This window comes from Pectobacterium sp. IFB5596 (genome assembly GCF_021432585.1).
Taxonomy (GTDB): domain Bacteria; phylum Pseudomonadota; class Gammaproteobacteria; order Enterobacterales; family Enterobacteriaceae; genus Pectobacterium; species Pectobacterium punjabense.
This window is the reverse complement of the sequence record NZ_LXFY01000023.1, coordinates 505664-530867: the sequence shown is the minus strand read 5'-3', so window position 1 is coordinate 530867 and position 25204 is coordinate 505664. Positions and strand designations below refer to the sequence as shown.

Genomic DNA, 25204 nt, shown 5'->3' with positions numbered 1-25204 from the left:
ACCGGTTGGCGGCACCATCCGGGCGACCGATGTGGACGGCGATACGCTGCGCTACAGCGTAAGCACACAGCCGCAGCACGGTACCCTGACGCTGGACGGGGCGACGGGGCAGTACACCTATACGCCGGCGCAGGACTACAACGGCAACGATCGCTTTATTGTCACGGTATCGGACGGTAACGGCGGGACGACGACCAGTACGGTGAGCATCGGGATCACCCCGGTGAACGATGCACCGGTGAGTGCGGATCAGTCGATCACCACCCGGGAAGATACGCCGGTCGGCGGTACCATCCGGGCGACCGATGTGGACGGTGATACGCTGCGCTACAGCGTGAGCACACAGCCGCAGCACGGTACCCTGACGCTGGACGGGGCGACAGGAAAATATACGTACACGCCTGCGGCTAACTTTAGTGGTAGCGATCGTTTTATCGTCACCGTTTCGGATGGCAAAGGGGGCACTACCGCTAGCACCGTTTCAGTCGGCATTACCCCAGTAGCCGATGCACCGGTAGTGAGCCTGAACACCACCGCCGGTACCACAACACCGACCTCTGCGGAAATCATCAAGGTGAATGGAGGAAGTGGGAAGTCCGGTGGGTTTGATGTGCAAGATGGGAAAATTGTTAAGATCGGCAGTGGCGTGCGCGTTTGGTTGACTGAGGGTGACACTGCGCCTACTGCTGCTAACCCTTCGGAACAGATTAAGTATTACGGCAAAGATAACGGCAATGGCAATCCAGGGGGATCGACAAGCTATGCTGACATTTTTGTTGTTCATTCCAAAAGCGGTTATTTCTACCGTCAGTCTGATTGGACTGAAGCACAAAAACAGTATAACCAGCTTGATTCTGTCCACGGGAATAGTCAGTCACAGTCGAGTAACCCAGGTAAAGATTATATCTTTGTCCAAAAAGAAGAAGGCTTTACCTATAAGGCTGAAAACTCAACGAATAATAGAAATAATAACTTCAACACAATGGATGGTGTGAAAGTTACTTATTCTGATGGAAAGGGGCATTCAGGGTCTTTAATCAAGCAGGTCAGTAACCAGCTTGAAGGGGTGATCTACAGCGATGGTTCGACGTATACCGCCGGAAATAGTGCGACGGTGGACAAAGTACCTGGTCAGGTGGGAAAACAAACCTATGTTCTCGATGTTTCGGCAGCATTGACCGATCGTGACGGTAGTGAAACGTTGTCAGGGATTCGGTTGACGGGGATTCCAACGGGCACGGTGCTGACTGACCAGATCAATAACGTGAAGTATACCGTGGGTGCTGATGGTACCTACCTGATTCAAAATGCGCACAATGCCCAAACGCTGGCTGGGAAGATTACGCTTGAGGTGCCAGGCGATGCCGGTAAATTGAATGTTGTTGCACAGGCGACATCGACAGAAATGGGCAACCACGATACGGCAACGGGTTATTCGGCGGAAGGCGCTGAGCAATATGGATTGAGTGTCGGTGCGGCAGGTAACGATACGATATCCGGCACATATAATGATGATGTGCTGTTCGGCGATGTCGTGTCGTTCCCTAACATCGACGGTAACGGTATCACGGCTTTACAAAACTACATCGGTAAGCAATTGGGTATGCAAACGGGCGTTCCGACGACGAAGGACATGCATAACTATATTGCGTCGCATAGCACGGAGTTTGATCTGTCGTCAGCCAAAGGGGGGAATGACATACTCAACGGCGGTGACGGGGATGATATCCTTTTCGGTCAGGGAGGAAATGATACTCTCTACGGTGGTGCAGGGAATGACTTGCTCTACGGTGGTAGCGGAGACGATATCCTGATCGGCGGTGCTGGAGGGGATACGCTCATTGGCGGAGCCGGGGCTGATACCTTTAAATGGCAGGCTGGCGACATCGGCAATGACGTCATCAAAGACTTTAATGCCAAAGAGGGCGACCGGATAGATTTAAGCGATCTGATTGGTGAGCTGGAGCAGGGAACCGATATCAGTCGCTATATTCGTATCACGGATAATCAGGGTTCTCCAGTCATTGAGGTGAGCACGGCGGGGAACTTTACGGCCAATAACGGCGGAACGGTTGCGGTGTCGATTACGTTGGAACATTATAACGGCGCATTACCATCGCTTGAAAGTTTGGTTAATAAACCGGAACAGTCCCACTGATGGAAAAGGCGGAGCCTGAACAGGCTCCCTACTTTATCGAAAACGTAAAAGGTCTCTGAAAATGTTTTATATCCAGCGCGACAGTGATGGGCATCTAATAAAGGTAGAAAAGAGTCCTTTTTCTGACATGAATGGTGAGCTGCCTGACGATTCTCGTGAGGCGCTGGCCTGGTTCCGGAGCCATCAGGCGGCGATGTCCAGTTTGCAGCAACTACAGCAAAGCGATCTGGAAATGGTGCGCGTGCTGGAAGATTTAATTCAGGTTTTGATCCAAAAAGGCGTAGTCAGTATTACCGATTTCCCTCAGGCAGCGCAGCTGAAGCTGATCAACCGCGCTCAGGCGCGCGAAGCGCTGAATGGCGGATTGAACAAGCTGATTGGCGATGATGAAGAAACGATGTTTTAACGCGATCGTGTTCTACGTAGAGGGTATTTTAGATAGATTATGTTTTAACGTCGATCCCGACTTCTCTCTGTAATGGAGGAAGCCGGGGCGGCGAAAACACCACTAGCCAAAATAGCGTCAGGCCTTGAGCGCTGGCATTGGTTCACCCAGCAGTCTTCCCATTGCGCCCTGTAATCCCATTTCCTGAAGCACGTTCAGCTCACCTGCGGTTTCAACGCGTTCGGCGATAAGCGGTAGGGCAATACTGTTAGTGGCACGGTACAGCGCTTCGATAAACATTTGCTTATCGCTTTCCTGATCGATATTGCGGATGTAGCTACCATCGACTTTCAGATAAGCCAGTCCCCACTGGGACAAGTTGCCGATCATATTAAAGCGCCCGCCAAAGTGCTGTAGCCCCAGCGCACAGCTATGCTCATTCAACAGCTTGATTAAAGCTTCCAACTGGACGCTGTCTGGCAGTTGATTCTCATCCAGTTCCAAAATTAGCCGTCTGGCGACGTCTGGCTGATGCTTCAACGGAGCAAGCAGATCGGCGAGTAGATGAAGATTCAGTACCGTGGTACCAGACAGGCTGAGGGCGAGGTTGCCGTCGTGTTGGCGGAGGTAGTCCAGCACTTCGCGCAGCATGGTCTGATCCAGACGAGTATCCCAGCCAAAGCGTTGAATCCACGGCAGGAAACGGCCTGCCGCGATGCTGTTTCCTTGCTCATCCTGAATGCGAGCCAGTACTTTGTGATGTAATATCTGGCTGGGATCGTCACACGCTACAACGGGTTGTAGGAAAAGCTGCAAACGTTCCTGTTCAAGGATAGGATCGAGCAGGTTAAACCACATATGACGATCGGTTTCGACCTGTTCAGCACTGACAGATGGAATGTCGTGAGTGGCGGTCGTATCGGTATCGCTTTCGGCCCGTGTGAGCGCCTGATCGCCCTGAATAAACAGGGATTGCGCGGTGTCGCCGGGGCGGAAGGGCACCATGCCGAATTGAGCGACAGGGGAGATGTCGGTTTCGCCCGTCAGATGCAACGTCTCAATGTTGCGCGTCAGTTCGCCAATCAGCGCATAGGCTTCTTTATCGACCAATCCTGGGCAAAACAGCGCAAATTCCCCACCGCGGATACGTGCCAGCAGGCTTTCCGTATTCGTGTGCTGCTTTTGCGTTTTACGCAGGATGTGGCCGACGGAGGCTAACAGCGCGTCGGTGCGCTGACCGCCCAGCCGCTGGTTCATTCCCGCCAGATCCTGAACGCGAATCATAATAAGAAATCCGGGGGCAGTTTCTTCATCGGCTAGCTTGTCGTTGAATTGCATATCAAATGCACGGCGGTTATTCAGCCCGGTTTGTGGATCTTGATAAGCTTCCTGACGTAAGCGCTCGCTTCGCTCTGCTTCCTCTTCAAACAGCGTCTTGAGTTTGCTGACCATCAGGTTCATTGCTTGCGCGACGCGGCGAAATTCCGGCGTATTGGGCAGGTCCGGCTGGCTTAGGAATTCACGTCGGGTAATTGCCAGTGATTGATCAACAATATAGTCGAGCGGACGTAACTGGCGGCGCAGGAACAACGCGCCGATGAGCACGCCCAGCGTGCCGCAGCCAAGCAGCCACAGGAAGGTAGCCGTACTGCTGCGCCACAGCCGGGTTACTGCGAACATCGGGTGGCTGACCACTTCGACTTTTGCTGCCTGTTCCCAACCGCGCATCACAATGGCTTCGCCTGCACCGGGCTGAAGATCCACTAATCGGACAAACCAGATCGGTACATCAGGGATATCCGGTGAGGCGGTGCGCTCCAACGTGACGTTGCCGGTTTTTAAATCTCGCACGCGAATACTGGAAAAATAGCCGCTGTCGAAAATGGAACTGACCATCAGCTCTACCATTGCCGGGTCATCAATATTCGGCGTCAGGGAAAGCCCGAGTGCTGTAGCGGCATCCTGTGCATGAGAGTGAAGCTGGTTATTGTATTGTTCGCGCGAATTCTCCAGGCTGACGAAAAAACTCCCGCTGAAAATGATTAGCACGAACAGGCAGATGGCTATCAGTAATTGTTTGTATAAAGACATAGCCTACCTTTACTCCTCAATTGAAAACCCTTCGGCACGCATTTTGGTTAATACATCCTGCCAGCGTGAAAGTCGTTTACTGTCACCGACGCGTTTGTTGCTGCCGCTTGCTCCCGGCAGCCAGAGACCACCGCCGTTAAAGGCGTACACCGGCACTAAATCGTTGCGCTCTGTCGCAGGTTGGATCTTATCGGTCAGATTATCCAGCACCAGCGGAATCGAGGTTGGTGTGGGATAATAGGTAACTACCATATGCGCTTTATTCAGACGCAGGGCTTTAACATAGGTGATGCGCAATTTGTCCGCAGAGACGCCTAAATGACGCAGCGTAAAATACTTGGCAAGCGCATAATCCTCACAGTCTCCAGCGCCTTTACGCAGCGCTTCAATCGGTGTTGCCCAGTAGTCTTCCTGATTCCAGACGACAATATCATCGCGAAACAGCATACGATCGTTGAAAAACTGATTCACGATACTCAGCAGCGCTTTTTCGTCTTTATTGCGGGAATTCACCAACAGCGTCTGCCATTCATTTATCCGGCGGCGCGCATCGGGCGTTGCCGGGCCATAAAGCTGCTCGGTTCGCTGATTAATGGTAATAAAATCCCAGTCCGCACGTAGAGAACCCGCCAGCAGAAACAGCAGACAGCTAATAAAGAACAGCTTGTAACTGGAGATCTTGAACCCGGAGAATCGCACTGAGGTTTCTCTGTTTACCTTGCGAGATGAATGTGGAGAGTGAATTCGATGCAGAATAGCTTACTTTGATAGGTCTCAAAAGCATATATACCCTAAACTGGTTTCTGAAACGCGTGATCCGGCAATCAATGTGAAGCTGGTGCACCGGGCTTGCCGTATCGTGGTGGAAGCGACGGAGGGCGAAAAAATACGGCGCGACAGGCGCTGATTAGCGGATAAGACTATCTTGATGCAAGTCGGGGGAGATGTTTTGAGTGATAAGCGAGAGCAACGCATTGTTTTTTTTGATCTGGATGGCACGTTGCATCAGCAGGATATGTTTGGCAGTTTTTTGCGTTTCTTGCTTCGTCGATTGCCGTTAAACCTCATTTTGGTTATTCCGCTATTGCCGGTGATAGGGCTTGGGTTATTAATTCGGGGGCGCGCGGCGCGCTGGCCGATGAGCTGGCTGCTGTGGGCGATTACGTTTGGGCGTGACGAAGACGATCTTGCTCAGCTTGAAAAGCAGTTCGTCGGTGCATTTCGTCGCGATGTCATACCGTTTCCGCAGGTTCAACAGCGGTTGAAAAGCTATCTTGAAGACAGTGATGCACAGGTTTGGCTGGTGACGGGATCGCCACAGCGGCTGGTTGAACAGGTCTATCATGATTCGCCTTTTTTATCTGGCGTTCGCCTGATGGGGAGCCAGATTACTCGTCGCTACGGCGGCTGGGTACTCACGCTGCGCTGTCTCGGGCATGAAAAAGTGACGCAGATGGAGCAGCGTTTAGGTGCACCGCTCAAGCTCTACAGCGGCTATAGCGACAGCAAGCAGGACAACCCATTGCTCTATTTTTGCGAGCACCGTTGGCGGGTGACGCCCGAAGGAAGTCTGCAACAACTGGAGTAACGCCTTCAATACGCCAACCATATAGGTATAATGCGCCGCCAAAAATGCGAATGATTGAGTGAGGAAATGTGACTAGCCTGCATAATGATGAATACTGGATGCGCTATGCATTGACGCTGGCTCAGCGTGCTCAAGATGAAGGCGAAGTCCCGGTTGGCGCGGTGCTGGTGTTGGATAACGAAGCGATTGGCGAAGGGTGGAATCGGCCGATAGGTCATCACGATCCTACCGCGCACGCTGAAATTATGGCACTGCGGCAGGGGGGAGTCGTGTTGCAGAACTACCGCCTGCTGGAGACCACGCTGTATGTCACGTTGGAGCCGTGCATCATGTGTGCGGGCGCGATGATACATGGCCGCATTGGTCGTCTGGTTTATGGCGCGTCAGATGAGAAAACGGGGGCGGCGGGATCGCTGTTGGACATTCTGCGCCACCCTGGCATGAATCATCAGATTGTTATTGAATCGGGTGTGCTGGCTGACGAATGCTCTGCAACGCTCAGCGCATTTTTTCGTCTGCGTCGTGAACAGCATAAAGCCCGCCGAGCCGCAGAGAAGAACGCCGCGCAGGAATAGCGTTGTAATGCCGATCGTTTAAGAACCAAGGTACACAGAGCGGCCTCGGGGTGACGTTTCCCTGCGGGAACCTCATCTCCATTTTTTTCCTAAAATGAGGTCGAGGCGAGCAGTATTAGCGCAGATATGGCGGCGTTTTTCTTCCTTGGTGTAGGCTTATTCCGGCACTTTGGTGAGAGGAACCGCTGGATAGCCTTGCGCAATCTGGGTTTGTTGCTGAGCCTTGGCTTCTTTTTCTATCAGATAACCTTCCAGACTCACCATATAGCGCCGAATGTTTTCCACATAATTATAGGCTTCTTGCCCGCGTGCGTAGCCGTAGGTGGTTTGCGTGTAATAGCGCTTCTGGCTTAGCATTGGCAGGCGCATTTTTACGTCTACCCAACTGTCAGGATTGCCTTTTTGTTTCTCGGTCAATTTACGTGCATCAAGCAGATGGGCGTATCCCATGTTGTAGGATGCCAGCGCAAACCAGATTTTTTCATCTTCGGGAATGGTGTCTGGCATTTTCTGCATCATATACGACATATATTGTGCGCCGCCGCGAATACTCTGCTCCGGGTCGACGCGATCGGTCACGTTCAGGCTTTCTGCGGTGTTACGCGTTAGCATCATCAATCCGCGTACGCCGGTAGGGGAGGTTGCCAGCGGGTTCCAGTGTGACTCCTGATAGGAGATGGCGGCTAGCAGCTTCCAGTCGATATCGGTGGCGTATTTTTCAAACAGCGGGCGCAGGTCCGGTAACGTTTCATCGATGGCGCTCAGAAACGTGGTGGTATCGACATAATCAAATTCACCAACGTGACCGAGATACTTTTCCTCCAGACGTGCGAGCGTACCATCTTCGACAATCTTGCTGAAAAAATCTAACAGGGCAGCAGACAGGCTGTCATCGTGCGAACGACGCATATACCAGGTGACCGGCTCTTCATCGCTAAGATCGAAGGCGACGGCGAGCTGCGGATGAATACGCTGCATCAGGCCGATGGTCACTGAGTCACCTAGCGCATAGTCCAGTTTGCCGTCGGCAACCTGTTTCAATAATTCCTGCGTGCTCTGATCGGAGGCGGATTCCCAACTCAACTGCGGGTATTTCTCTGCTTTTAAATCGCGCAGGGTTGCCGCATGAGCGGAGCCTGATGTGACAACGAGACGGCCTTGCAGTTTATCCAACGTTTTTGGGCGAGGTGAACCGAGGCGGTAGACCATCTGCTGTGAGATGGAGTAGTAGGTCGGGCCAGCACGGAAACGTTCTAAGCGCTCATGATTATAAATCAGCCCGGCAGCTAGCAGGTCTGCATCGTCACCGTCCAGATCGTCGAACAGTTCGTCAAGATTCTTGCGTGACGAGACCACCAGCTTGACGCCGAGGTAATCGGCAAAACGTTTTGCCAGTTCATAGTCCAGACCTGTCGGGGAACCGTTGCTCATAGCATAAGTCAGCGGTGAGTTAACGGTGCTGATACGTAACTCGCCGCGTGAGAGGATCTGCCTGAGCTGTACATCCTGACTGCTGCGCCAGGGAATACTAGGCCATAGCGCTAACGCCAGTAGTAACGTGATAATCCCGATGAAAAAATAATTTAATTTTAAAGGCTTCAAATAGTTATCTCTCGGCGGCCGGATGGCCAGGCTGTCTGTAACGGCAGTTTTTTTATACGTCATTTCCCAGAGTGGGGGCATTTTGCTTAACAAACCGCCAGTGTGCAACTTTTATTGATTTGGTCACCGATTAATCATCCGGCGGAGGCGAAGTAAAATTATCGGCACGCAAACGGTTTCGTCCGAGGGAAGGATTCTCTATAATACGCGCGTTTCCCCCCTGTTGTGCCCAGTGGCTGTATCGCAGCCAGTGCATCGAAGACGAGAGAACTTTAGATTATGGAAATACTGCGTGGTTCACCTGCTTTATCGGCTTTTCGTATTAATAAATTGCTGGTCCGCTGCAAAGAGCACGTTTTGCCGGTCAGCGATATCTATGCTGAATACGTACATTTCGCCGATGTCAGCGCCCCGCTGAACAACGATGAACAGGCCAAACTGACACGTTTGCTGAAGTATGGCCCTTCTCTCGCGGAGCACGAGCCGCAAGGTCGTCTGTTACTGGTCACGCCGCGTCCCGGCACTATTTCACCGTGGTCTTCCAAAGCAACAGACATTGCCCATAACTGTGGCTTAAGCAAAGTTTTGCGCTTAGAGCGCGGTCTGGCTTTCTATATTCACGCGCCAATGCTGAGCGATGAACAGTGGCAGCAACTGGGGACATTGCTACATGACCGGATGATGGAAAGCGTATTTAGCGACCTGAAACAGGCTGAAGCGTTGTTCTCTCATCATCAACCAGCCCCTTTCAAGCGTATTGAAATTCTGCTGCAAGGACGTCAGGCGCTGGAAGAGGCAAATGTCCGTCTGGGGTTGGCATTGGCGGAAGATGAAATTGATTATCTGCTGGAAGCCTTCACCAAACTGGGCCGCAATCCTAACGATATTGAACTGTATATGTTCGCACAGGCGAACTCTGAGCACTGCCGCCACAAGATTTTTAACGCGGATTGGGTAATCGACGGCGTAACTCAGCCGAAATCACTGTTCAAAATGATCAAAAACACCTTTGAACACACGCCCGATCACGTTCTCTCTGCTTATAAAGACAACGCTGCCGTCATGGAAGGCTCCGCCGTTGGCCGTTTCTACACCGATACCAACGGGCAATATACTTACCATCAGGAAGACGCACATATCCTGATGAAGGTGGAAACGCATAACCACCCAACGGCGATTTCACCGTGGCCGGGCGCAGCAACAGGGTCTGGCGGTGAAATCCGTGATGAAGGCGCAACGGGTCGTGGCTCTAAGCCGAAAGCTGGCTTGGTCGGTTTTTCTGTATCGAATCTGCGTATTCCTGGCTTTATCCAGCCGTGGGAAGAAGAAGAGTTCGGTAAGCCAGATCGTATTGTCAGCGCGCTGGATATCATGACTGAAGGCCCATTAGGCGGCGCGGCATTTAACAACGAATTCGGCCGTCCTGCACTGACTGGCTATTTCCGTACTTATGAAGAACGCGTTGATAGCCACAATGGCACAGAGCTGCGCGGTTACCATAAACCGATCATGCTGGCGGGCGGTATTGGTAACATCCGTGGCGATCACGTCAAAAAAGGCGAAATTAGCGTTGGCGCTAAACTGATTGTATTGGGCGGACCGTCCATGAATATCGGTCTGGGCGGTGGCGCGGCGTCTTCCATGGCATCGGGTCAGTCTGATGCGGATTTGGATTTTGCTTCTGTTCAGCGTGATAACCCAGAAATGGAGCGTCGCTGTCAGGAAGTGATCGACCGCTGCTGGCAGTTGGGTGAAGCTAACCCGATCCTGTTCATTCACGATGTCGGCGCGGGCGGTTTGTCTAACGCCATGCCTGAGTTGGTGAGCGACGGCGGTCGCGGTGGTCGCTTTGAACTGCGTGATATTTTGAACGACGAGCCGGGTATGAGCCCGCTGGAAGTCTGGTGTAACGAGTCGCAGGAGCGCTACGTTCTGGCGGTTTCGCCAGAGCAACTGGCACAGTTTGATGACATTTGCCGCCGCGAGCGTGCGCCTTATGCGGTGATTGGTGAAGCGACGGAAGAACTGCATCTGACGATGAACGATCGTCACTTCAACAACAAACCTATCGATTTACCGCTGGATGTGCTGCTGGGTAAAACACCGAAGATGCTGCGTGATGTAGAGCGCAAACAGGTAGAAGGCACACCATTACAGCGTGACGAAATTTATCTGGCCGAAGCGGTCGAGCGCGTGCTGCATTTGCCCGTTGTCGCGGAAAAAACCTTCCTGATCACCATTGGCGACCGTTCTGTTACGGGCATGGTTGCGCGCGATCAGATGGTTGGCCCGTGGCAGGTGCCAGTGGCTGACTGTGCGGTGACTACCGCCAGCCTTGACAGCTATTACGGCGAGGCGATGTCTATCGGCGAACGTGCACCCGTTGCGCTGCGTAACTTTGCGGCTTCCGTGCGTTTGGCGGTAGGTGAGGCGCTGACGAACATTGCTGCTACGCATATCGGCCCGCTGACTCGCGTGAAGCTGTCTGCAAACTGGATGGCGGCAGCAGGGCATCCGGGTGAAGACGCTGGCCTGTACGATGCGGTAAAAGCCGTGGGCGAAGAACTGTGTCCGGCGCTGGGTCTGACGATCCCAGTGGGTAAAGACTCCATGTCGATGAAAACCCGCTGGCAGGAAGACGGTGAAGATCGCGCGGTCACCTCGCCGATGTCGCTGGTGATCTCTGCATTTGCGCGTGTGGAAGACGTGCGTAACACGGTAACGCCACAGCTGCGTACCGGGCAGGATAATGCGCTGCTGCTGATCGATCTGGGCGCAGGTAATAAAGCATTAGGTGCGACGGCGCTGGCGCAGGTTTATCGCCAACTGGGTCGCAAAACGGCAGATGTTCATAGCCCAGAGCAATTGGCAGGCTTCTTTAACGCCATGCAACAACTGGTTGCGGATAAGGCGCTTCTGGCCTACCACGACCGTTCAGACGGCGGTCTGCTGGTAACGCTGGCAGAGATGGCGTTTGCTGGTCACTGTGGTATCACTGTTGATATTGCGTCTCAGGGTGAAGATACGCTGGCGACGCTGTTTAATGAAGAGTTGGGTGCCGTAATCCAGATTCCAGAAGCGCGTCGTGCCGAAGTCAACGCCGTTCTGGCGCTGCACGGTTTGGCCGATTGTGTGCATTATCTTGGTTATGCCGAAGAAGGAACGCGTTTCACCATCAATCAGGGTACTGAAGCGGTCTATCAGGAAAGCCGTTCGACGCTGCGCCGCTGGTGGGCTGAAACCAGCTGGCAGATGCAGCGCCTGCGTGATAACCCGCAGTGTGCCGATCAGGAACACATCGCCAGACAGGATGATAACGATCCTGGCCTGAATGTATCGCTGACCTTCAACCCGCAGGAAGATATCGCCGCACCTTATATTGCTAAGAATGCTCGGCCTAAAGTGGCAGTCCTGCGTGAGCAGGGGGTGAATTCCCACGTAGAAATGGCGGCGGCGTTCCACCGTGCTGGCTTTGAGGCCATTGATATCCATATGAGTGACCTGCTGGCGAATCGTCGTAACTTGAAGGATTTCCAAGCGCTGGTTGCGTGTGGCGGCTTCTCTTATGGTGACGTGCTGGGCGCGGGCGAAGGCTGGGCTAAATCTATTCTGTTCAACTCTCGCGTGCGTGATGAGTTCGCTGAATTCTTCTTGCGTCCGCAGACGCTGGCGCTGGGCGTATGTAACGGCTGCCAGATGATGTCCAACTTGCGTGAGTTAATTCCAGGTGCCGATCTCTGGCCGCGCTTTGTCCGCAATAAATCCGATCGCTTTGAAGCTCGTTTCAGTCTGGTCGAAGTGGAGAAAAGTCCGTCGCTGTTTATGAATGACATGGCGGGATCTCGCATGCCAATTGCCGTTTCACATGGTGAAGGGCTGGTTGAAGTCCGTGACGATGCGCATTTAGCGGCGATTGAAGAGCACGGTCTGGTCGCACTGCGTTATATCAACCACTATGGGCAGGTAACCGAGAATTATCCGGCTAACCCGAATGGGTCGCCAAACGGTATCACGGCGGTAACCAGTACTAGTGGTCGGGCAACTGTCATGATGCCGCATCCTGAACGCGTGTTCCGTACCGTTAGTAACTCTTGGCACCCAGAAGAATGGGGCGAGGATGGCCCGTGGATGCGTATGTTCCGCAACGCACGTAGACAGCTGGGCTGAGTTAACGTCAGTGAGAGAAAGGGGCTTCGGCCCCTTTTTTACCTCTGTTATCTCGCTTTGTCGTTTTTTTGCGACGGACTGGTTTTTTATTGTCTCTGATTGGTGACATTTAACTAATTGATTTATATGGAGGCTGTGACAGCGTTATAAAGCTGTCTGTTTTTAGCGACATAAATCGTCTCTTTTACGCATATTGTCGCTGTTTTAATTTTGGATAATCTGTTTTTCGATAAAAATAATAATAAAAAATATTATTAATCAAATGGTTATTTTTTATTTTTTGATATTGGCATGATACATGCATTTTAATCGACGTTGCTCATTCAACTGGTTATGATTGCGTTGCTAACTGGCAAACATTTTCGCTCATAACATCTGGAATGATGCCAAAAGAAAGGGTGCCTATCGTCCACCAGACCGATAACAGTACGTGAAAACGAACGTTATCAAGCATCGGACGACACGTTGAGTGAGGCACCGCCTATTCAGTTACGCGGCCAGAGGGAGCGATTCTTCTGGCCGCGTGACGTTTTATACTCGCCACATCCCCCAGAAAATCCCCCTGATTGCTTTTTACGGCGTGACTTTCTATAGCGTTACATTGGTATTCATGCCGTATTGCGAAGCGTTGCGCATGTCGTAAGGGAAAACGTTGAACTTTTATAAGACTCAGTTAGCATCAGAGCGGATTCGATAGGTAACGAGATGATTTCTTTGAAACGATGGCGTTTATTTCCGCGTTCCCTGCGGCAATTAGTAATTATGGCATTCTTGTTGGTGCTGTTGCCGCTGTTGGTACTGGCTTATCAGGCTTATCAAAGCCTAAACATGCTGAGTGAACAGGCTGCGGATATTAATCGCACAACGCTGGCTGATGCCCGCCGCAGTGAGGCGATGACCAGCGTAGCGCTGGCGATGGAGCGTAGCTATCGGCAATACTGTGTATTAGATGACCAGACGCTGGCGACGCTTTACCAAAACCAGCGTAAACAGTATTCGCAAATGTTGGACTCCCACGCGCGGGTGCTTCCCGATCCCCGTTATTATCAGACGTTACGTCAACTGCTGACTCAGCTTGGCGAGATACGCTGTCATAACAGCGGCCCGGAACAAACGGCATCCAGCCTGCTGGAAGGGTTCTCTCGCGCTAACGGACAGATGGTGCAGGTGACGCGTGACGTCGTTTTCTCTCGCGGGCAACAGCTTCAGCTGGCTATTTCCGAACGCGGCCAGTTCTTTGGTTGGCAGGCGTTACTCTTGTTTCTGGTCAGCGTACTGCTGGTGGCTCTTTTTACGCGGATGATTATTGGCCCGGTTAATGGCGTAGAGCGGATGATTAACCGCCTTGGCGAAGGCCGTTCGCTGGGGAATACCAGCACGTTCAAAGGCCCGCGTGAGATTCGGACGCTGGCGCAGCGCATTATCTGGCTGAGTGAGCGTCTGTCCTGGCTGGAGTCACAGCGACACGAGTTCTTACGTCACATTTCCCATGAGCTCAAGACGCCGCTGGCCAGTCTGCGAGAAGGCACCGAACTGCTGGCTGATGAGGTAGTTGGCCCGCTGACTGCCGACCAGAAGGAGGTTGTCGCTATTCTCGATAGCAGCAGCCGTCACCTGTTGCAGTTGATCGATCAACTGTTGGACTATAACCGCAAACTGGCAGATACGCCGACCGAGCTGGAGCGTGTTGAAATCGAAGAAATCGTCGATATTGTCGTGTCATCCCACAGTCTCCCTGCTCGCGCCAAAATGATTCATACCGATGTGACACTGGCCGTTGGGCACTGTTGGGCGGAGACGACGCTGTTGATGCGAGTGATTGATAATCTCTATTCCAATGCGGTGCACTACGGGAAGGAATCCGGTAACATTTGGATTTATAGCCGCCAGATTGGCAATCGCGTTCAGATTGATGTCGCCAATAGTGGTACGTCCATTCCTGATGCCGAGCGGAGCATGATTTTTGAGCCCTTTTATCAGGGAAGCCATCAGCGCCGTGGCGCGGTAAAGGGTAGCGGGCTCGGGTTGAGTATTGCGCGCGATTGCATTCGCCGTATGCGTGGTGAGCTTAGCCTAATTACAGTGGACTATGCTGATGTGTGTTTCCGCATCGAACTGCCCTTATTGTCCGATAATGAATAAAGTCCGAGAATGAATAGATAATGAATGTAGGGTTTATGAAGGGATGGCTGGCGAAGAGACCATTTTCCTGTCTGTTGAAGGCGGTGCTGCTGTCGTCGCCGCTTGTTTTGGCTGCGTGCAATAGCTATGTGAACAGCGGCACTGCGCTGCTGGAAATAGAAGGTACACCGCCGAAAGAACAGGTCGCCGATTTCCGTATCGCGCAATGTGAGCATTTGTGGCAGATAGACGATCGTGAATCCATGAACAACGCACTTTATTGGTTGCGGGCGATGGATTGTGCGGGGCGTCTGACCCAGTTTCAGGCTCGTGAAGAAGCTGAGCAGGTCGCGGGGGATAGCTGGGAAAATGCGTTTAAGCAGGGTATTTTACTGGACAATGCCGGTATTACTCAGGCTGAACGACGTCAGGTGTTGGAACAAATCAATTTATATCGTCTGGCTTTCCCTGCGGCGCTGCGCCCGTTGATGCAAACCTGGCGTGACAGACAAACGCTATTTCTGGCGCTATCAGATGAACGCCTGCGCTATAAGCGTTTACAGGAATCCAGTGACAAACAGCTAGACACCCTGCGCGTGCAGCAAAATCACCTGCAATATCAATTAGAAACGACCACGCAGAAACTGGAAAACCTGACGGATATTGAACGCCAACTCTCATCCCGTAAGCAGTTGTCAGGGGAAATGCCGGATAACGATGCCGATCACCGTGGCAATGCGGGGACAAATAGAGAGAGTTCACGCAATTCGGCCACGAAACCCAGAAATGAGCCCGTTGATGCGGATGACACCTATACGCCGCCAATTGGGTCACATACGGACAAATCGACGACGAAGGAATCAACAAGACAATGACAGCCCGAAAAACGGCGAGTTTGTTGCTCGTGGATGATGATCCCAGCCTGCTGAAGCTATTGGGAATGCGCCTGACCAGTGAAGGGTTTAGCGTGATGACGGCGGAGAGCGGCCAGGAGGCGCTGCGGCTGTTAACGCGCGAGACGTTTGACCTGGTGATCAGCGATCTTCGTATGGATGAAATGGATGGCATGGCGTTGTTTTCCGAAATCCAGCGCTATCAGCCGGGGATGCCAGTGATCATCTTAACCGCTCACGGTTCCATTCCCGATGCGGTTGCGGCGACGCAACAGGGCGTATTCAGCTTTCTCACGAAGCCCGTTGACCGTGATGCGCTCTACAAAGCCATCGATGAAGCGATGGCGTTATCCGCACCGGCAGGTGATGAAAGCTGGCGTGAAACTATCGTGACGCGTAGCCCAATAATGTTACGTCTGCTGGAACAGGCCAGAATGGTGGCACAGTCGGACGTTAGCGTGCTGATTAATGGTCAGAGCGGAACCGGGAAAGAAGTGCTGGCTCAGGCAATTCATGCCGCAAGCCCACGCGGCAAGAAAGCATTTATCGCGATTAACTGCGGTGCGCTGCCGGAGCCGCTGCTGGAGTCGGAGCTGTTTGGTCACGCGAAAGGGGCTTTTACCGGCGCAGTTAGCAGCCGTGAAGGGCTTTTTCAGGCGGCAGAAGGCGGTACGCTGTTTTTAGATGAAATCGGCGATATGCCGTTGTCTTTACAGGTTAAGCTGCTGCGTGTTTTGCAGGAGCGAAAAGTCCGCCCGCTGGGGAGCAACCGCGATCTGGACATCGACGTGCGGATTATTTCCGCCACGCACCGTGATTTGCCGAAGGCGATGGAAAAAAACGAATTCCGTGAAGATCTGTATTATCGGCTCAACGTGGTGAATATGAAGCTGCCAGCGCTGCATGAACGTGCCGAAGATATCCCGCTGTTGGCAAATCATCTGCTGCGTGAATCCGCCAATCGTCACAAACCTTTTGTGCGCACCTTTTCAACGGATGCGATGAAGCGCTTGATGACGGCAAGCTGGCCGGGTAACGTGCGTCAGTTGGTGAATGTCATCGAACAGTGTGTTGCGTTAACCAGCGCGCCAGTAATCAGCGATGCGCTGGTTGAACAGGCGCTGGAAGGTGAAAATACCGCACTGCCGACGTTTGTTGAAGCGCGCCATCAGTTTGAACTTAACTATTTGCGAAAACTACTACAGATTGCAAAAGGTAACGTGACGCAGGCTGCGCGAATGGCCGGGCGTAATCGAACGGAATTTTATAAACTGTTGGGTCGGCACGAACTGGATGCCAATGATTTTAAAGATTAGCCCTGAGAGCGCAGGTAGGACGCCCGTAATGCAGTGTGGTGTGGGTCAGTGCCCACCATTCACCAGTAGCTTGAAGTATGACGGGTATAGATTGTCCGCCTGAGTTCTGACATGCTGTTTATTTGCTGATGCTCGGCTTTGGCCGCAACATAGATAACACAAAGGTTCCTCCATGAAGAAAATTGATGCGATTATTAAGCCGTTCAAACTGGACGATGTGCGTGAAGCGTTAGCTGAAGTGGGCATCACAGGGATGACGGTAACGGAAGTTAAAGGCTTTGGTCGCCAGAAAGGCCACACCGAGCTGTATCGTGGTGCAGAATACATGGTCGATTTTCTGCCGAAAGTAAAAATCGAAATTGTTGTGTCGGATGATATTGTTGATACCTGTGTTGAAACCATCACACAGACCGCGCAGACGGGTAAAATCGGCGACGGTAAAATCTTTGTTTTTGATGTGGCACGCGTTGTTCGTATTCGTACTGGTGAAGAGGACGAGGAAGCGATTTAATCGTTTCGCCTCACCCCGACAATATCGTTTATGCTCTACATAATTCTCGTTTCATGCAGCTAACGCATATATAGCTTGAAGTATGACGGATATAGAAGCCAGCCTGATGAAGGCTGGCTTCGTTACCTTTATTTCCCTTTAGGTGCAGTAGGAACCCAGCCTGCTAATACCTTATCAGCGGTGTATTCTGCCGCTTCCGCCTCGCTCAACTGACGGCGCTGATCGTTTTTCTCTGCTCCTGAACCGCTGGATTTATACTCGAAAAAGCGTGAGTCCTGCGGATGGAACCAGATTTTTTCGCCTTGTTTATCTTTGCCTGACATTTTGTCCCAGCCATAAATGTGGTCGTCCATGCTGGTGTTCAGGAAAACGGTCTGGCCGATGGCGTTAGGATCGGCATAGCGACCATCCTCAAAGGTGGTCGTTGGGTGCCATGGACGACCCAGACCATAGCTTTTTGCGGGCACATCTTTCTCTTTAATCACCCGACTATTAATAATGACCAAACCATATTTTTGCTTAATGTCCGTGCTGGGAGCGGTGAGGTAGCCAATTGGTTGATCTTTCACGTCGGTACGATTACGGGCGACGATGTCACAGTCGTCAAACAGCGCAGTGCCGTTGCCAAAGATGAAATCAACGGTGCCGCTGATACGGCATTTTGAGAAGAAGCTGCGCCCACCTTTCACATACAGCGTGTCCTGATAGCCAGTCAGGCTGACATCATGGAACCACGCCCGATCGCTGTTTTCGGCAACCAATAGTGCTACGGCCTGCGAATCTTTTAATTTGGTCGGGTCATCATTGGCTTTGGCCTGATTGGCAGGGTAATCGAAATCGTTGCTGATAGTCAGTGAACGGGCGCTGAAATCAGGTGCATCAACTTTCACCGTGTTGCTGCCATAAGTTCCCCATTTGCTGCCATCGGGTTTGAGCATCCCTGCGGCGGTGGTTGCGGTGATTACGGTGCCGTCACGGCTTTCACCCTGTAGATGGATGTTGGGGCGCGTAATGGTGAGGCGTTCGTGGTAGACGCCATTTTTCACATAGATAACAAACGGGGAACTGTCTGCCGGGGCGCTGGCGATAGCTTCAGTAATGGTTTTGTAGGCCTTGGCGTCCGTTGCATTGGCGGAAACCAGCGCATTATAGTCGGCTGCCTGTGCTAATGCCCAAGGGGAAGAAATTAACATGGCTAAGGTCAGCGTCTTGCAGAGGTGTGGGGTGTTTATCATGTCCAGAGTCCTGTAATCGGTAGGGGAAAGAAGAAGGTCTATAACGCGCGGCTAAATAACGCCGCGCGTGGTTCTGTCTTATCGTTTTGCCTGATTGATAACTACTTATGCTTGCTGACGGTTTTCTCCGCCAGAGCTGCTAAAGCGGGTTCTTGCCGAATGGCGTTAGCGACAATCTCCGCCACGGCAATAGCGCCTTTTTGCTGGAAATGGGTGGTGTCTGGTTTGCTCAAGCTGCCTGCCTGATCGCGATAGTAAGGATATTTTTTGGGGTCGATCACCAGCCAGTATTGTTTCCAATGGTCGCTGTTGCCCTGATTTGCCAACGCAATGGTGGCGGGCTCAACGTCCAGCAAAATGACCTTGTTATCTTCAGCGGTATCTTTGATGGTCTGGCTGTAATCACCGATGAAGGCATAACCGTTGTCCGCATTTTGTTTGGTGAAGTGGCTATGTACGGCAGGTGTGCCGTTTTTCCCTTCAGCCGTTTTCACTCGAGTGGTCGGGGTGAGCAGAACCGGTGTGAGTTTGTGTTGACGAGCAAAAGTGATGTAGCGTTCCAGTGATGTTTGGAATGACATATCGGCTTTCCCCTGCGGTGCCTGTTTTTTCCCTGCGGCATCATTCGGGTAAGTACATAGATTCGCGACATCAGCAGGGCCGCGAACTTCTTTTGCACCGTTGCAATTTTGATCGTTGTGTCCCATTTGTATAAATAGGAAGTCACCTTCCTTCATCAACGGCTGCATCTGACGGAACCAGCCCTCGTAAAAATAGTCGCGTGAGCTGCGGCCCGCGCGCGTACCATTGACGACTTTCACGCTACTGTTTTTACTGAACTGCTGTTCAAAAACTTGACCCCATCCCATACGTGGGAAGCGCATTTTTTCATAGGTTGCTGCGGTTGAATCGCCAACGAGGAAAATGCGGGTTTGTGCTTTCTGGATGGCATCCAGGCTTTGGCGGGCAGAGCGATAGTCTAACGGTTCATAGTCGCCTTTATCATTCAGGCCGACAATCGGGTGAAATGCGCTGTCAGTCAGCACGGTATGGCCGGAGTAACCCGTATTGTTGTGATAATTGCGGTTATGGTTAATGACGTTGACAATTTTGGTAACAGCGTCCTGCTGGCTTGCGGGATAAGTGAGGGGATCGAAGCGCGCGGGGGCGCTGATACCAACCTGTTTTAAGGCGCCATTAAAGCCGGCATGAAAATCGGCGTAGGCGGTTTTCCATGCTGCGGCGTCGAGTTTTGGTGATGCTGTGTCGTCGGTTAGCTGCTGTGGGCCGATGTAACCCGCTGCTACCGCGATATCTGAGGTAATACGGTCGGTCAGTGGGTTGATATTGGCGATATTTTCTTTACCGTCATGCAGTGAAGGTGCGACGGCAGACAGGCAGATTGCACGAGAAATATTATTTAGCAGACAGTTATTGCCACCGGATTCAATGGCTAAAACCCGTAGCGGGGGCGTGAGGCCTGAAACATCAAGGTGATATTTCCCTTGCTCATCGGTCTGCGTTTGTCGCTTCTGGCCCTGTTGGTCTCTGATAATGATGGTGGCGGGTAGATGAATATCCCGAGCCGTGACACTACCAGATAATCCCGTCTTTTCACCCAACGTTGAACCTGACAGCAATTTAGCGCTCTCTGGTGCGGCGGTCTGGTGTGCAGCGGTGGGAGTTTTAGCGTGTACGAATGTGAAAGGGGCGGAAAGTATCAACGCTAAAGCCATACTTTCTGAAAAACGTTTTGCCATGGTCAGACATATCCCTTGTTGGTTAATCGAAAACGGTTAATGAACCCAAGTGTTATCAAAGAAAGAACGCTGTTTTTTACCGTTCTTGTCACGGCCTTTAGAGAGAACATCGGGGCTTTTATTGTGCACCCAAGCCGATTCAAGGGCGATGCCTAAACGCAGAACCTTTTGATGAAATAACTATTCATTAAAAATGAAATATTATTTTAATAAGGCCTGTTTTTTTGTGACCGACCTCTTTTTTAGCTGAGTACCCGTGTATCGGCACATAAAATTGTGATCAATAAAGTGTTTTTGGGAAGGCGAGGTTTTGATAGACAAAAAAAGGTCGCAAAAGCGACCTTTGGGTTTGAGCCGTTATCAATGAGGGTTAGACGACTTTATGTGGACCAAAACATTCGTAATGCAGTTGTTCTGCGGGGATGCCGATTGCCAGCAGTTGCTGTGCGACAAACTGCATGAAAACGACAGGGCCACATAGGTAGTAGTGCATGGCGGGCGTGGTTAATTCATCTTGTAGCGAGGATAACTGCATCAGGCCACTGTGATGATAATCTTCGCCTGGACGATCGGTCTGCTGTGGCTCCCGATACCAGATGTGGCGCTGAAACTGCGGTAGTGATGGCCCCGTCTGTTCGATTTCATCAGCAAACGCGTGCGCTGCGCCGTTTTCTGCTGCGTGCAGCCATAATACCTTAGCCTGATGGCCCTGCTGTTTTAGCGTATGCAGCATGCCCAGCATCGGAGTTTGTCCTACACCACCGGAAATCAGAGCAACGGGTGTGGTGGCGGGGATATCAAGGAAGAAGTCGCCGTGTGGAGCTGCCAGATGAATGATGTCGCCTTCACGAGCCGTATCATGCAGATAGCCGGAAACGGTGCCCTGCGCTTCACGTTTAACCGCAATCCGGTAAGACTTTCCATTAGGAGCATGGGTTAGAGAGTATTGGCGAATTTCCTGATTGGCAAAACTGTCATGCTTGATGTAAACCGCCAGATACTGGCCCGGTTGAAAGTCAGCGATAGGCTGGCCGTCGGTGGGTTCCAGTGTAAAGCTGGTGATCACTGAACTTTGCGGCTGCTTGTTCACAATGCGGAAAGGTCGCACGCCACTCCAGCCGCCGTTTTTCGCTTCGGTGTTGCGGTAGATATCGTTTTCGCGTTGGATGAAGACATTCGCCAGTACGCCATAGGCTTTACCCCAGGCATCCAGCACTTCCTGGCCGGGGCTAAACATTTCATCTAGCGTGGCCAATAAATGATTACCCACGATCTGATACTGATCGGCCTGAATATTAAAGCTGGCATGCTTCTGGGCGATGCGCTCAACCGCAGGCAGCAGTGCAGCCAGGTTTTCGATGTTCGTCGCATAAGCACAAATAGCATTGAACAGCGCCTCCCGCTGATCGCCGTTACGTTGGTTGCTCATGTTGAAAATATCTTTGAGCTCCGGGTTATGCGTAAACATACGATCGTAGAAATGTGCGGTCAGTTTCGGACCGGTTTCCGCCAGCAGAGGGATGGTTGATTTAACGATAGCGATAGTGTTGTTATCCAGCATGGTGACTCCTTATTTGTTTGCATGACTTATAAGTTGTATTTTATATGCATCTTATTGGGTTTGTCCGTCGCTGTAAATTACCTTTTTAGTGGTAGGGGCTTTTAGCGTGGGTCAGAAGGAATAACATGAAGAAATAGCAGGATGAGAATGAAGAAAAATCCGTTTGTCGTTACACCACGTAGATTTGCTGAAGCCTTGTGCTGCCTGTAGCTAATCGTTTGCGTAAAAACCTCTGTCAAGACCTATCTTCATTAGGGAAAAACGGTTTACACTATACGCCATTCCCCAAAAGGGTAGGCCAATTCCCGAATGGGCCGTCAATTCCCAGTATATTTATGTTAGCTGAGTCAGGAGATCCGGATGTTAAAGCGTGAAATGAACATTGCCGATTATGATGCCGACCTGTGGCAAGCAATGGAGCAAGAAGTGGTGCGTCAGGAAGAGCACATTGAACTGATTGCGTCAGAAAACTACACCAGCCCACGCGTTATGCAGGCTCAAGGGTCTCAGCTGACGAACAAGTATGCTGAAGGTTATCCAGGCAAACGTTACTACGGCGGCTGTGAGTATGTGGACATCGTTGAGCAATTGGCGATCGATCGTGCTAAAGCGCTGTTCGGTGCTGATTATGCCAACGTGCAGCCGCACTCCGGCTCTCAGGCTAACTTTGCCGTTTACACCGCGCTGCTGCAGCCGGGCGACACCATTCTGGGTATGAACCTGGCGCATGGTGGTCACCTGACGCACGGTTCTCCGGTTAACCTGTCAGGTAAATTGTATAACGTTATTCCTTACGGCATCGACGAAAGCGGCAAGATCGACTACGACGAAATGGCTGAACTGGCGCGTACGCACAAGCCAAAAATGATCGTCGGCGGTTTCTCTGCATACTCTGGCGTGGTTGACTGGGCGAAGATGCGCGAAATCGCTGACAGCATCGGTGCTTACCTGTTTGTTGATATGGCGCACGTTGCTGGTCTGATTGCCGCGGATGTTTACCCTAACCCGGTTCCTCATGCTCACATCGTGACCACTACCACGCACAAAACGCTGGCTGGCCCACGCGGTGGCCTGATTCTGGCGAAAGGCGGCGACGAAGAGCTGTACAAAAAACTGAACTCTGCGGTATTCCCTGGCGGTCAGGGCGGCCCGTTGATGCACGTTATCGCGGGTAAAGCGGTTGCGCTGAAAGAAGCGATGGAGCCTGAGTTCAAAGTTTACCAGCAGCAGGTGGCGAAGAATGCCAAAGCAATGGTAGAGGTCTTCCTGTCACGTGGCTTCAACGTGGTTTCCGGCGCGACCAGCAACCACTTATTCCTGCTGGATCTGGTCAGCAAAAACCTGACCGGTAAAGAAGCAGATGCTGCGCTGGGTCGTGCGAACATCACCGTGAACAAAAACAGTGTGCCTAACGATCCGAAGAGCCCGTTCGTGACTTCTGGTATCCGTATTGGTACACCAGCGGCAACGCGTCGTGGCTTTAAAGAAGCGGAAGTGCGTGAACTGGCTGGCTGGATCTGTGATGTGTTGGACAACATCAACGACGAAGCAACCATCGAACGCGTGAAGCAAAAAGTTCTGGAGATCTGCGCCCGCTTCCCGGTTTACGCATAATTCGGCATTTTTCTCAGACATCACTGTCGGAAAACGTCTCAAACGCCAGCCTCTGTGCTGGCGTTTTTTATGGCGTACCATCCCTGGCCGCCACCCTGCGGGCCATCGCAAGCGACGTTGAAAAACGTTCCCCACGTTTTTTTATGGCGTGCCATCCTTGGTCGCCCCCTTTACAGGCCGTTGCTGACGCAACGTTAAAAATTCCTCCTGGACATTTTTTATACCTGTCGATCGGCTGATATTCCTGTTCACGTGTAATAACGAATAACGCGTTGCACCGTCGCATGCACTCTGACACAGTAACCAGCAAAAAAAGTCACTGGTAAAAAGAATCGCCAGCAAAAAGCGTTGGCTCATTTTTAGCGGAAAATTATACACGTTGTGTTTGTGACAGTTTGTAGGGTGGTGAGCGGGAGTGTTCGTCATCGAAAGGGAGATATCATGGTTTTGCAATCGACGCGCTGGTTGGCGCTGAGCTATTTCACATACTTTTTTTGTTATGGTGTTTTCCTGCCGTTTTGGGGTGGGTGGTTAAAAGGTGAGGGGCTGTCCGCAGAGTCGATAGGTATGCTGTTGGGGGCGGGGCTGGTGGCGCGCTTCGTCGGTAGTCTGGTCATTACGCCCAGCGTGAAAGATCCGTCCAAATTAATTACGGTATTGCGTGGGCTGGCACTGCTGTCATTGGCATTGGTCGTCGGTTTCTGGCTGGGTAATGCCTGGCTGTGGCTAATGATAGTGATGATCGGGTTTAACCTGTTTTTTGCGCCGCTGGTGCCGCTGACTGATGCGTTGGCTGCCACGTGGCAAAAGCAGGTAGCGATGGATTATGGCAAAGTTCGCGTGTGGGGATCGATTGCCTTTGTTATCGCCTCTGCTGTGACGGGGGAACTGGTGGCTATTTGGGGGCATCCTGCCATTTTGGCGATCTTAAGTACGGGCCTTGTCGCTATGCTGCTTGGCATGCTGTTCCGGCCGAGTGTGATGCCACAGGCCACCGCGTCTACGGCACAATCTGCCAGCGTTACGCCATGGAAAAAATTACTGAGTGAACCAGCGGTATGGCGTTTCCTACTTTGCGTATCGCTGTTGCAGGGAGCGCACGCGGCTTACTACGGTTTCAGCGTGATTTATTGGCAGGATTCAGGCTATTCCGCCTCGATTATTGGTTATCTCTGGTCGCTGGGTGTTGTCGCGGAGATCGTTATTTTTACCTTTAGCCAGCGCCTGTTCCGACGCTGGAGTGCTAGACAACTCCTGCTGCTTTCCGCGGTATGCGGTGTGGTGCGCTGGGGGTTGATGGGGTCGACGGTGGCTCTGCCGTGGCTGATTGTGATACAGATATTGCACTGTGGTACGTTTACCGTCTGCCACCTGGCCGCCATGCGCTTTATTGCGGCACGCAGCGGAGGTGACGTATTGCGGTTGCAGGCGGTATATTCCGCGTTGGCGATGGGGGGAAGTATTGCGGTGATGACCATGGTGTCCGGCTTCCTGTTTGATCATTTGCAGGGCGGTACGTTTTGGGTGATGGCGCTGTTGGCTGTTCCGGCTCTGTTTATCCGACCGTCTGTGAGTCATCACACTGTCGCAAAAACCTAAGAGAGTGGCGTACACATTGTGATAAAAA

At 51.9% G+C, this 25204-nt stretch carries 17 protein-coding genes; 11 read left to right on the top strand and 6 right to left on the bottom strand.

The window, feature by feature from the left end; genetic code table 11:
• Both A6301_RS16055 and A6301_RS16050 read left to right on the top strand, forming a co-directional pair.
• A partial coding sequence (locus A6301_RS16055) for a tandem-95 repeat protein (protein WP_234258235.1) occupies positions 1-2158 on the top strand: 2158 nt, incomplete at its 5' end.
• A gap of 61 nt (positions 2159-2219) precedes the next feature.
• A complete protein-coding gene (locus tag A6301_RS16050; RefSeq protein ID WP_107170423.1) occupies positions 2220-2564 on the top strand; it encodes a tryptophan synthase subunit beta in 345 nt (114 codons plus the stop codon).
• Positions 2565-2681: 117 nt separating this feature from the next.
• On the opposite strand, the gene lapD is transcribed toward A6301_RS16050, so the two are convergent.
• Both lapD and lapG read right to left on the bottom strand, forming a co-directional pair.
• Positions 2682-4634 carry a cyclic di-GMP receptor LapD gene (lapD, locus tag A6301_RS16045; protein ID WP_234258234.1) on the bottom strand — a complete coding sequence of 651 codons (1953 nt, stop codon included), beginning with the start codon at positions 4632-4634 and terminating at the stop codon, positions 2682-2684.
• A gap of 9 nt (positions 4635-4643) precedes the next feature.
• On the bottom strand, positions 4644-5333 hold the full coding sequence (lapG, locus tag A6301_RS16040; RefSeq protein WP_107170425.1) for a cysteine protease LapG: 690 nt from the start codon (positions 5331-5333) through the stop codon (positions 4644-4646).
• 250 nt (positions 5334-5583) lie between these two features.
• On the opposite strand from lapG, the gene yfhb reads away from it, so the two are divergent.
• Entirely contained in the window at positions 5584-6222 is a 639-nt protein-coding gene (gene yfhb, locus A6301_RS16035; protein WP_234258233.1) for a phosphatidylglycerophosphatase C, read from the top strand.
• A 68-nt stretch (positions 6223-6290) separates the two neighbouring features.
• A complete protein-coding gene (tadA, locus tag A6301_RS16030) occupies positions 6291-6797 on the top strand; it encodes a tRNA adenosine(34) deaminase TadA (RefSeq protein WP_107170426.1) in 507 nt (168 codons plus the stop codon).
• 156 nt (positions 6798-6953) lie between these two features.
• Here the strand turns inward: tadA and mltF are convergent, their stop codons facing one another.
• Positions 6954-8462 carry a membrane-bound lytic murein transglycosylase MltF gene (mltF, locus tag A6301_RS16025; RefSeq protein ID WP_107170427.1) on the bottom strand — a complete coding sequence of 503 codons (1509 nt, stop codon included), beginning with the start codon at positions 8460-8462 and terminating at the stop codon, positions 6954-6956.
• A gap of 216 nt (positions 8463-8678) precedes the next feature.
• Between mltF and purL the strand changes: the two genes are divergently transcribed.
• The 5 genes from purL (at position 8679) to glnB (ending at position 17407) form a co-directional block, all read left to right on the top strand.
• Entirely contained in the window at positions 8679-12566 is a 3888-nt protein-coding gene (gene purL, locus A6301_RS16020; protein ID WP_234258232.1) for a phosphoribosylformylglycinamidine synthase, read from the top strand.
• A gap of 705 nt (positions 12567-13271) precedes the next feature.
• Entirely contained in the window at positions 13272-14708 is a 1437-nt protein-coding gene (locus tag A6301_RS16015) for a HAMP domain-containing sensor histidine kinase (RefSeq protein WP_234258231.1), read from the top strand.
• 20 nt (positions 14709-14728) lie between these two features.
• Complete coding sequence (qseG, locus tag A6301_RS16010; protein ID WP_107170430.1) at positions 14729-15562, top strand: two-component system QseEF-associated lipoprotein QseG; 834 nt, start codon at positions 14729-14731, stop codon at positions 15560-15562.
• The gene (gene glrR, locus A6301_RS16005) at positions 15559-16896 is read left to right on the top strand and encodes a two-component system response regulator GlrR (RefSeq protein ID WP_234258230.1); all 1338 of its coding nucleotides are present in this window, start codon (positions 15559-15561) and stop codon (positions 16894-16896) included. Before qseG ends, glrR begins: the two co-directional genes overlap by 4 nt.
• 172 nt (positions 16897-17068) lie before the next feature.
• Positions 17069-17407 carry a nitrogen regulatory protein P-II gene (gene glnB, locus A6301_RS16000; RefSeq protein ID WP_005970202.1) on the top strand — a complete coding sequence of 113 codons (339 nt, stop codon included), beginning with the start codon at positions 17069-17071 and terminating at the stop codon, positions 17405-17407.
• Between the two features lie 128 nt (positions 17408-17535).
• Here the strand turns inward: glnB and pemA are convergent, their stop codons facing one another.
• From pemA to hmpA, 3 genes are all read right to left on the bottom strand, one after another.
• A complete protein-coding gene (gene pemA, locus A6301_RS15995; RefSeq protein WP_215484011.1) occupies positions 17536-18642 on the bottom strand; it encodes a pectinesterase PemA in 1107 nt (368 codons plus the stop codon).
• Between the two features lie 101 nt (positions 18643-18743).
• A complete protein-coding gene (gene paeY, locus A6301_RS15990) occupies positions 18744-20402 on the bottom strand; it encodes a pectin acetylesterase PaeY (RefSeq protein WP_234258229.1) in 1659 nt (552 codons plus the stop codon).
• Positions 20403-20772: 370 nt separating this feature from the next.
• On the bottom strand, positions 20773-21963 hold the full coding sequence (gene hmpA / locus A6301_RS15985; RefSeq protein ID WP_215484013.1) for an NO-inducible flavohemoprotein: 1191 nt from the start codon (positions 21961-21963) through the stop codon (positions 20773-20775).
• A 360-nt stretch (positions 21964-22323) separates the two neighbouring features.
• On the opposite strand from hmpA, the gene glyA reads away from it, so the two are divergent.
• Together glyA and A6301_RS15975 are read left to right on the top strand one after the other, a co-directional pair.
• The gene (glyA, locus tag A6301_RS15980; protein WP_120358690.1) at positions 22324-23577 is read left to right on the top strand and encodes a serine hydroxymethyltransferase; all 1254 of its coding nucleotides are present in this window, start codon (positions 22324-22326) and stop codon (positions 23575-23577) included.
• Positions 23578-24018: 441 nt separating this feature from the next.
• A complete protein-coding gene (locus A6301_RS15975) occupies positions 24019-25176 on the top strand; it encodes a 3-phenylpropionate MFS transporter (RefSeq protein ID WP_215484014.1) in 1158 nt (385 codons plus the stop codon).
• The last annotated feature ends 28 nt before the right edge of the window (positions 25177-25204 follow it).

Coding starts and splice junctions, on each gene's coding strand:
- A6301_RS16050 (WP_107170423.1), top strand. CDS start 2,220: ATGTTTTATATCCAGCGCGACAGTGATGGGCATCTAATAAAGGTAGAA.
- lapD (WP_234258234.1), bottom strand. CDS start 4,634: ATGTCTTTATACAAACAATTACTGATAGCCATCTGCCTGTTCGTGCTA.
- mltF (WP_107170427.1), bottom strand. CDS start 8,462: ATGACGTATAAAAAAACTGCCGTTACAGACAGCCTGGCCATCCGGCCG.
- purL (WP_234258232.1), top strand. CDS start 8,679: ATGGAAATACTGCGTGGTTCACCTGCTTTATCGGCTTTTCGTATTAAT.
- A6301_RS16015 (WP_234258231.1), top strand. CDS start 13,272: ATGATTTCTTTGAAACGATGGCGTTTATTTCCGCGTTCCCTGCGGCAA.
- qseG (WP_107170430.1), top strand. CDS start 14,729: ATGAATGTAGGGTTTATGAAGGGATGGCTGGCGAAGAGACCATTTTCC.
- glrR (WP_234258230.1), top strand. CDS start 15,559: ATGACAGCCCGAAAAACGGCGAGTTTGTTGCTCGTGGATGATGATCCC.
- glnB (WP_005970202.1), top strand. CDS start 17,069: ATGAAGAAAATTGATGCGATTATTAAGCCGTTCAAACTGGACGATGTG.
- pemA (WP_215484011.1), bottom strand. CDS start 18,642: ATGATAAACACCCCACACCTCTGCAAGACGCTGACCTTAGCCATGTTA.
- paeY (WP_234258229.1), bottom strand. CDS start 20,402: ATGGCAAAACGTTTTTCAGAAAGTATGGCTTTAGCGTTGATACTTTCC.
- hmpA (WP_215484013.1), bottom strand. CDS start 21,963: ATGCTGGATAACAACACTATCGCTATCGTTAAATCAACCATCCCTCTG.
- glyA (WP_120358690.1), top strand. CDS start 22,324: ATGTTAAAGCGTGAAATGAACATTGCCGATTATGATGCCGACCTGTGG.
- A6301_RS15975 (WP_215484014.1), top strand. CDS start 24,019: ATGGTTTTGCAATCGACGCGCTGGTTGGCGCTGAGCTATTTCACATAC.